The sequence below is a fragment of the Bacillus sp. AP8 genome (assembly GCF_000321185.1).
Lineage (GTDB): Bacteria > Bacillota > Bacilli > Bacillales > DSM-1321 > Bacillus_AD > Bacillus_AD massilioanorexius.
Genome location: NZ_CAPG01000093.1, coordinates 25,055 through 34,036, shown reverse-complemented (window position 1 = coordinate 34,036; position 8,982 = coordinate 25,055). Strand labels below are relative to the sequence as shown.

Here is an 8,982-nt window from a genome sequence, read left to right as displayed (position 1 = left end):
AACACCCATCATTTTTGACCAAACATTTCCTTATACTGAAATAATTCAATCATTCAATGACTCTTCGTTTTATTTTCCCATCGCTCAAAAGCGACTTTATTAATATATCACTTCGTAATTTCTTTGTCAATAACTTTTTTAAAAAACTTTTATATGATTCTTTAAAAACTAGCGACACCGAAGCGACTTGTATAAATATATCATCCGATTTAAATTAAAGCAAGCTTTTTTTAAAACAAATTTGCTAGATTTATAAAATACATGTTAGTAAAATTATAATACTAATATATTTTCCTAATCTATAAGTATGTCAAAAGGGCATTAACACTCCTTTTGACATACCCTTTATTTCATACTAAACTTCATTAACTATTTGTTTTTTTACAAACTCTCTTAATTCTGTTTTCAAGAATTTGCCCACAGATGTTTTTGGTATTGCTTCAATAAATAAAATATCATCTGGCAACCACCATTTTGCAAATTGTAGTTTAAGAAATTCCATTAACTCATCTTTCTCTACCTTATTCTTATAATCTTCTTTCAGTACAACGCATGCAATAGGGCGCTCTTGCCACTCGGGATGAGGGACTGCTACAACACACGCCTCAAGTACAGCATCATGTGCCATCAACGTATTTTCTAAATCTACAGAAGAAATCCACTCTCCACCGCTCTTAATTAAGTCCTTGGTCCGGTCAACTATTTTCACATTACCTTCTTCATCAACTGTAGCTACATCACCTGTACACAACCAGCCATCTTTAAATGACTCCCGACTTCTATTATCACAATAATACTCATCTGCAATCCAAGGTCCCCGAAGCAGAATCTCTCCCATATCTTTCCCATTCCATTCTACTTCTCCATCTGCACCTACAACTTTCATATCAAGTCCAGGTACCAAAATCCCTTGTTTTGCTTTCATATCGAAAAGTTCATCCTTTGAAAGATCTTTCTGATAGCTCTTTACTCTAGAGTATAATGCTAAAGGAGTTGTTTCTGTCATTCCATACGCATGACTAAACGGTATATTGTGTCTTGTTTCAAATGCGGCTATCATTCCTCTTGGAGCTGCTGATCCTCCGCAAAGAATGGAGCGTAAAGATGAAGTATCATAATTGCCTTTATCAAGCTCGTTTAATAAAGCAATCCAAATTGTTGGTACACCCGCTGTGACAGTTACTCTTTCCTGTTCAATCAGATCCGCTAACAACTTAGGATAAAATTGAGGTCCGGGTAACACTTGAGTAGTTCCAAACCACGTTGCCGCAAACGGCATACCCCAGGCATTCACATGAAACATTGGAACTACAGGCATAGCAATATCACTTTCAGACAATGCAGCTGTATCAGCCAGTCCTAAAGAATAGCTATGAAGAACAATTCCTCTATGAGAATACATGACTCCTTTAGGTTTTCCTGTTGTGGCAGAAGTATAGCACATACCTGCGGGATCATTTTCATCAATATCAGTAATAAATTGATAATTTGCATCACAATCAGAAATAATATCCTCATATGAATAAACTGGAGAAAGTGTCGTATTTGGTAGTTCTTCTTTATCAGTCATAATAATATAGGCTTTTACGGATTTAAATGTATCTTGGAGTTTTTCTATAAGAGGTAATATATCTTCATCAATTAATAAGATTTTATCTTCTGCATGATTCACAATATATGAAATATCTTCTGGAGAAAGCCGGAAATTAATTGTATGCAGCACGGCACCTATTCCTGGAGCAGCAAAATACGCTTCTAAATGTCTGTGATGATTCCATGCTAGCGTACCTACTCGATCACCTTTTTGTACACCCAAGGTTTCTAAAGCATGAGCAAGCTTTCTCGTTCGTTCACCAATTTTTTTATAAGTAAACCTATGAATTCCAGAATGGGTGCGAGAAATTACCTCCTTCTTACTAAAAAATTTTTCTGCTCTTTCTAGAAGCGAACTAACTGTAAAAGGTACATTCATCATTTAGCATTACTCCTCTCACTATAATTAGAACATCATTTCATAAGCATATTTTAATTAGCAGATAAATTTTCATTAGGTGACAAATCCTCTAATTGCTTCTTCAACAGAAATTTTTGTATTTTTCCACTTGCATTTCTTGGCATTGTTTCACTAAAGATATATCTTCTTGGGCGCTTATAATTCGCTAGTTTATGACTATTTCTGCAAAACTCATCCAGTTCTACTTCCGTTAAGGAAGAATCTTTAGACACAATAAAAGCCGTCACTGTTTCTCCCCAACGCTCATCTGGTTGCCCTAGTATCGCAACATCTAAAATGCTAGGATGCTCATATAATATATCTTCAACTTCTCTTGGATAAATGTTTTCACCGCCACTAATAATCATGTCATCTACTCGGTCTTGTACAAACAAATATCCTTCCTCATCCAAATAGCCGATATCTCTAGTATGGTACCAATCTTTGTATAAGGCTTTCCTCGTCGCTTCTTCATTTTGAAAATATCCCTTCATCATACAAGGGCCTTTAACAAGAATTTCACCCGTTTGACCAATTGGCATTACATCATCTGGATCAGAAGGACCTTCTTCACTAGTTCGCACAATCCGAATTTCATGATGCTTAATCACGTTTCCAGCCGAACCAGCTTTTCTTATCTGATCATTTTCTGAAAGAAAGGTAATTGCTGGACCCATTTCTGTCATCCCATACGCTTGTACAAGCTGTACTTTAAAGTTTTCTTGACAGGCGTGCACAAGTGCCGGCGCCATTGGAGCTGCCCCATATAACCCAAGCTTAATACTAGACAAATCATACTTCGTAAACTTCTCTTGTAATAACATGTTCCACATTGTTGGTGCTCCAAAGAATTTCGTGATTTTTTCACTTTCAATCGTTCTAAGCGTTTCTACCGGATTAAAATGATGCATAATCACATTTGCTGCACCAACGTGTACCCTTGGCAAAAAAGCACAGTGTAACTCCGCGCAATGAAACATCGGAGCAATAATTAGGCCGCGATCCGATGCATCTAACTTTGTCTTCTCTACTACTATTTTACTATGCTCAATCATATCTCGATGTCGATGAATCACTCCTTTTGGACGTCCCGTTGTTCCACTTGTATACATAATAGCGTAATCATCATCTTCGCTCAGTTGTTCTTCAACTAGTTCAGAAGAAGCAGTCAAAATCTTATCTTGATAGCTTTCAGCATATGAAGGTCGTTTATCTCGATCGCAATACCAGAATGAAATATGAGGAAAACGCATTTCAACTTGCATAACAACCGCTTCCACAGCCTCCTCAAACAATACAATTTTTGGCGCAGCATCCTCTAAAATAAAAGCTATTTCTTCTGCCAACAAGCGGAAATTAATCGGGTTAAATACAGCACCAATTTTCGCACAAGCGAAAAAGGCCGTTGCCAACTCTTCTCTATTAAATAGAAAAGTTGACACTCGATCTCCCCTCTTAACACCTTCCAGCTTCAAGGCGTGAGCAAGTCGATTAATTTGGTCACCCCATTCCCTATACGTGTATCTGTTATTACTCCTTACATCATACAGCGCTTCTTTGTTTGGAAATTTCTTCAAGGTTGCATTAAAAGCTTCACCAATCGTAATCGACATGCCTCCATCTCCTTTAAGAACTTGTAAAAAGAACTCAAAATCTATAGTATAAGCAAAAATATTGCTAAACTATCCATCTAATCTTTCTATTATGGTAGCATTAGCCATGCCATGACCTTCACACATCGTTTGCAAACCAAATCTACCACCTGTTCTTTCTAAGTGATTCATCATTGTAAGCATTAGTCTAGCACCACTCGCACCTAAAGGGTGCCCAAGTGCAATTGCTCCTCCACAAGGATTCAACTTATCTGGATTAGCACCTGTTTCTTTTAACCAAGCTAATGTTACTGAAGCAAAGGCTTCATTCACTTCAAAAACATCAATATCGTCAATAGATAGACCTGCTTTTTCCAACGCTTTTTGTGTGGCAGGAATAGGTCCTGTTAACATTAAGGTTGGGTCAGATCCCACAATAACTCTCGTGTGAATTAAAAATTTCGGTTTAAACCCTAGTTCTTCTGCCTTTTCTTTGCTCATAATAAGGACAGCTGCCGCACCATCGCTGATTTGACTTGCATTTCCTGCATGAATTGAACCATTTTCTTTAAAAGCAGGTTTTAACTTCCCTAAGGCTTCAAGCGTTGTTTCCCTCCTTGGACCTGCATCTTCCTGAATTAAAACGGATTCTGTACTACTTAATGAAATGTCCATAGGCATTATTTCATTATCAAAATATCCAGCCTCCTGGGCCATGATTGCTTTTTGATGACTTAATAAAGCATACTGATCCAGATCCTCTCGAGAAAAGCCATATTTCTCAGCAATTCTTTCGGCAGATAATCCTTGATGAATGACTTCATATTTTTGAGTCAAAGCATTGCTAAAAGCTATACCTTGATAATTAGAACCTATTGGAATCCTAGACATACTTTCCACTCCGCCAGCAATGACGATATCCATATCTCCAGCTAAAATAGCTTGGGCAGCAAAGTGAATGGCTTGCTGGCTTGAACCACATTGTCTATCAATCGTTGTACCAGGAACCTCAACTGGAAGACCTGCAATTAAGGCAGATAACCTAGCAATATCACCCGCTTGTTCGCCAATTTGAGATACACAGCCTAAAATAACATCTTCTATTCGACGTGGTTCAATACCAGATCGATATACTAATTCTTTTATCACCATACCTGCTAAGTCATCCGCTCTTATATCTTTTAAATATCCATTTTTCTTACCAACAGGCGTCCTAACACCTTCCACTATTACCGCTTGTCTCATGAAACCCCTCCCCAAACACTTATAGTCCTAAATTCTTTGCTATAATTGTTTTCATTATTTCATTGGTGCCAGCATAAATGCTCGCTACCGGAATATCACGGTATCTCCTAGCAATCTTATATTCTTCCATATAACCATATCCACCATGAAGTTGGAGACATTCGCCTGCAATCTTTTTAGCTAGTTCAGTATATTTCCATTTCGCCATCGAAACTTTTGTCACAACATCTTTTCCCGCTATATGATCAGCTATTAAGGAATCTAGAAATACTCTTCCCATTTCGATATCCGTCGCCATCTCTGCTAATTTGAATTGTGTATTTTGGAATTGTCCAATTGACTTACCAAATGCCTGACGAGATTTTACATAGTCTAATGTAGTAGATAGCATTTCTTCAGAAGCAACCTGCGCAGCAATAGCCACGATAAGACGTTCCTGCTGTAGTTTTTGCATCATATAAAGAAAACCATGACCTTCTTCCCCTAGTAGATTTTCTTTTGGGACTTTACAGTCTTCAAAAATCAATTCTGCTGTATCCTGACAATGTAAGCCAATTTTATCTAGTTTTCTACCTCGAGAAAATCCCGGATGATCTCTTTCAATAACCAACAAACTAATGCCTTTATGCTTAGGCACTGCTTTCGGATTTGTTTTACAAGCGACGATGACTAAATCAGAATGAATACCATTAGTTATAAATGTTTTTTGTCCATTAACAATATAATGGTCTCCATTTAAAACAGCCGTTGTACTTATATTTGCTAAATCCGACCCTGCTCCTGGTTCTGTCATAGCAATAGCTGTAATACACTCTCCACTAACACATTTTGGCAGCCATCTTTCTTTTTGCTCATCTGTTCCAAACGCCATAATATACGGGATATTAACGTCACTATGAAGACCTATTCCAACTAAACCTGAACCTACTTTCTCCAACTCTTCATTTATTACAACATTGAATCCCCAGTCTACTTCACTACCACCATATTCTTCAGGTAAGTCTGGACATAAAAAACCTTGCTCACCCATCTTTGTCCAAAAAGAGCGAGGAATAATTCGATCTTCTTCCCATTGTTCATAATAAGGGTATGCTTCTTTCTCCAAAAACTTTCTGAATGATTGACGAAAAATCTCATGTTCTTCTCTTAAATATGGATGCTTCATTATCTCTCTCCTCCATTTGTCGTTATATACCGATAGATGACAATTTACATTTAAACTTTGCCAGAAGAAATATAGAAGTTTGGAAATCGGGGTAAAACATACGAGGATTAACCTGTTAGAAAACGGTTACAAAAAACTATGTAAAATTTACTAACTTGGAATGTTTTTCTAAATATTACAAGTATAATTTTAACTTAAATTCCCAATTCTTACAAATATGATTTTATTCCGCAAATAAAAAAGAGCAGAGAAAAATTCTTTCTGCTCAACACAACTATTATAGAAATAGCAATGCGACTTTTAATCTACTAAAAGATGTAAATCATTTTTTCTCTTACAGATCTAGTAATATTCGTAAAAAAGATTGCAACAATGACTCTAATTTTTCACATCACATCTCTATTGTTTATGTATTATTTTCTCTTTACAGTTATGTGCTTAGGGTTAAATCTTATATATGAAATAGCAACAGAGCTTATTAACCAACTAAAAATACCAATACAAATACTAAACAACCAATTACCACTGATTTGTAAACCTAACAAAACAGTGATAACACAAACAACCCCGCCAATCATCCCAAACACTGAGCCATTTGCTATATAAGCAGCCTTTTTAGATCCTGATTTTATTCCAACCATTATGACAGCTGTAATCATAACAGCTGGAAATGCAGCAAATATCCCCGCTAATATCCTCCATGGAGAAACGACGCTAATGAGATAACTTAGCATAACCGCTGTTCCTCCAAGTAAAAAACGAAACCATAAATCTTTATCCACTTCTTCTCACCCCCTTATTTAAACTGCGACGTAAGCAATACAACAGCTACTGAAAATACAAGCCAACACATCATAGAATTTGTTAGACCTATTTTCCATCCTTGCTTCGGTAGCAAATACCCAGCGATAACGGCGATAAAAATATTAATTAGCATACCGAAAATAGCACCTTTTGATAGAACAACGGAGTGTTCAACAAGAAGCTCACCTTTAAAATCTAGCGCTATAGAAAGTAAGGCCGCTAAATAAACGGCTGGGAAAGCAGCAAATATACCTCCAACTCTTTCTCCTAACCTCCTTGAAATAATTGTTGAAGCTAAAACGGCTAAACCACCTAACACAAATCGAATAACTAATGCACTTACAGATAATTCACTCACTGTATTTCCCCTCTTAACAATTATTATACGAATAATTACTACTTTAATATTGTTCATTAATTCACATTACTAAACCTCTTTTTTCTCTAAAAAATTATTACCAAAAATGGTTTATTCATATAACATTTCAAACACTAGTAAACTAAGCATAAACACAAAAAAAGCTAGTCCAACTATCATATATGATAGTTGGACTAGCTCTATAAAGTACTTTAATTATTATTTTAAAAAGATAAAGTATAACAAGAAAATAACAGCTAATCCATACATAATCGGATGTACTTTTTTCGCTTTTCCTGAAACAATCATTGTAATTGGATAGAATAAGAATCCAATTGCTATACCAGTTGCAATACTATATGTTAATGCCATCATTACAACTGTAAAGAAAGCAGGTACTGCTACTTCAAACTTATTCCACTCGATATCTTTAAGTGACGTTGCCATAAGAACACCAACAATAATTAGTGCAGGTGCTGTTACAGCAGATGTGATAACAGATAGTAACGGGAAGAAGAATAGCGACAATAGCATTAAAATACCAGTTACGATTGCTGCAAATCCTGTACGTGCTCCAGCTGCAACCCCAGCAGTTGACTCAACGAAAGAAGTTGTTGTAGATGTACCAAAAATAGCTCCAGCTACAATCGCAAGTGAATCTGCTAATAGACCTCTACCAGCGCGTGGTAGTTCGTTTCCTTTCATAATACCCGCTTGTTTCGTAACAGCTACTAATGTTCCAGCTGTATCAAAGAAGGCTACGAATAAGAATGTTAAAATAACAATGAAAATATCACCTGTTAATAATTGTGACGGTTCTTTAAATGCTTCAAAAGCTGCTCCAAAAGTTGGCTCGATACTTGGTACAGCACCAACTATTTGGCTTGGAACTTTAATTAATCCAAAAATCATACCAACAATTGTAGAAATAATCATACCAATAAAAATGGCTGCTTTAAATCCTCTTGTTAATAAAATAACCGCAATAACGATTCCGAAGATTGCTAATAATGTATTACCATTTGTTAAATCACCAATTCCAACTAATGTAGCTGAATTAGCAACAACGATTCCTGCACTTTGTAATCCGATAAAAGCAATGAATATACCAATACCTGCTCCAACTGCATTTTTCAATTCAACTGGAATAGCATTAATAATCTTTTCACGGATACCTGAAAGAGATAAACATACGAAAATTACCCCAGAAATTAAAACACCAGTTAAAGCGGTTTGCCAAGGAATACCTAATGTTAACACGGCTGTATAAGCAAACAGTGCGTTTAGACCCATACCAGGAGCAAGAGCAACTGGGAACCTTGCGATTAGTCCCATCAAGATACTACCAACCGCTGCAGCTAATGCTGTTGCTACGAATACAGCACCTTTATCCATTCTTAGCTCGGCAGGAAAATCTGCAATATCAGCTAGTGTTAAAACATTTGGGTTTACTACAAGGATGTATGCCATCGCTAAGAATGTTGTAATACCACCAATAATTTCACTTCTATAGCTTGTGCCAAGCTCATCAAATTGAAAATATTTTTTCATTATCAATTTCCCTCCGAAAATTTGTTGTTGTAATACCTTATGAGATCCCTTTTCCCCACAGAAAAAGCTCCGTCTATATAGAACGGAGCTTTGACAATCAATGAAAATAAGAAACTACCCTTTTCACACAAGTTGCATAATACTTGTTACAGTTAAAAAAGGTAATCATTTCATCGTAGTCAAGCCGTTCATGGCAGCTTGGTAGAAACTTTTGGGCCATATCCCCAAGAATATACGACTAACAATATTAAGTTAAATATAATTTCTGTAATCA

At 36.3% G+C, this 8,982-nt stretch carries 7 protein-coding genes and 1 riboswitch; all 7 genes read right to left on the bottom strand.

The window, feature by feature from the left end:
- Window positions 1-355: 355 nt before the first annotated feature.
- The 7 genes from BN349_RS22015 to BN349_RS21985 all read right to left on the bottom strand — a co-directional run bounded on the left by BN349_RS22015 (window position 356) and on the right by BN349_RS21985 (window position 8,708).
- A complete protein-coding gene (locus BN349_RS22015) occupies window positions 356-1,975 on the bottom strand; it encodes a long-chain fatty acid--CoA ligase (RefSeq protein WP_019244478.1) in 1,620 nt (539 codons plus the stop codon).
- Between the two features lie 50 nt (window positions 1,976-2,025).
- A complete protein-coding gene (locus BN349_RS22010) occupies window positions 2,026-3,606 on the bottom strand; it encodes a fatty acid--CoA ligase (RefSeq protein WP_019244477.1) in 1,581 nt (526 codons plus the stop codon).
- A gap of 69 nt (window positions 3,607-3,675) precedes the next feature.
- On the bottom strand, window positions 3,676-4,830 hold the full coding sequence (locus tag BN349_RS22005; protein WP_019244476.1) for a thiolase family protein: 1,155 nt from the start codon (window positions 4,828-4,830) through the stop codon (window positions 3,676-3,678).
- Between the two features lie 19 nt (window positions 4,831-4,849).
- Window positions 4,850-5,995 (bottom strand): acyl-CoA dehydrogenase family protein, encoded by a 1,146-nt coding sequence (locus tag BN349_RS22000; protein ID WP_019244475.1) that lies wholly within the window; start codon window positions 5,993-5,995, stop codon window positions 4,850-4,852.
- A gap of 413 nt (window positions 5,996-6,408) precedes the next feature.
- Entirely contained in the window at window positions 6,409-6,777 is a 369-nt protein-coding gene (locus tag BN349_RS21995) for a DUF3147 family protein (RefSeq protein ID WP_019244474.1), read from the bottom strand.
- Window positions 6,778-6,791: 14 nt separating this feature from the next.
- The gene (locus BN349_RS21990; protein ID WP_019244473.1) at window positions 6,792-7,157 is read right to left on the bottom strand and encodes a DUF3147 family protein; all 366 of its coding nucleotides are present in this window, start codon (window positions 7,155-7,157) and stop codon (window positions 6,792-6,794) included.
- Between the two features lie 219 nt (window positions 7,158-7,376).
- Window positions 7,377-8,708, bottom strand: coding sequence for an NCS2 family permease (locus BN349_RS21985; protein ID WP_019244472.1), 1,332 nt, complete (start codon window positions 8,706-8,708; stop codon window positions 7,377-7,379).
- Window positions 8,709-8,864: 156 nt separating this feature from the next.
- Window positions 8,865-8,966: riboswitch (purine riboswitch) on the bottom strand.
- Between the last annotated feature and the right edge of the window lie 16 nt (window positions 8,967-8,982).

Bases quoted from the DNA above. Each gene is read 5' to 3' on its own strand.
- BN349_RS22010 (WP_019244477.1), bottom strand. From the start codon at position 3,606: ATGTCGATTACGATTGGTGAAGCTTTTAATGCAACCTTGAAGAAATTT.
- BN349_RS22000 (WP_019244475.1), bottom strand. From the start codon at position 5,995: ATGAAGCATCCATATTTAAGAGAAGAACATGAGATTTTTCGTCAATCA.
- BN349_RS21985 (WP_019244472.1), bottom strand. From the start codon at position 8,708: ATGAAAAAATATTTTCAATTTGATGAGCTTGGCACAAGCTATAGAAGT.
- BN349_RS22015 (WP_019244478.1), bottom strand. From the start codon at position 1,975: ATGATGAATGTACCTTTTACAGTTAGTTCGCTTCTAGAAAGAGCAGAA.
- BN349_RS22005 (WP_019244476.1), bottom strand. From the start codon at position 4,830: ATGAGACAAGCGGTAATAGTGGAAGGTGTTAGGACGCCTGTTGGTAAG.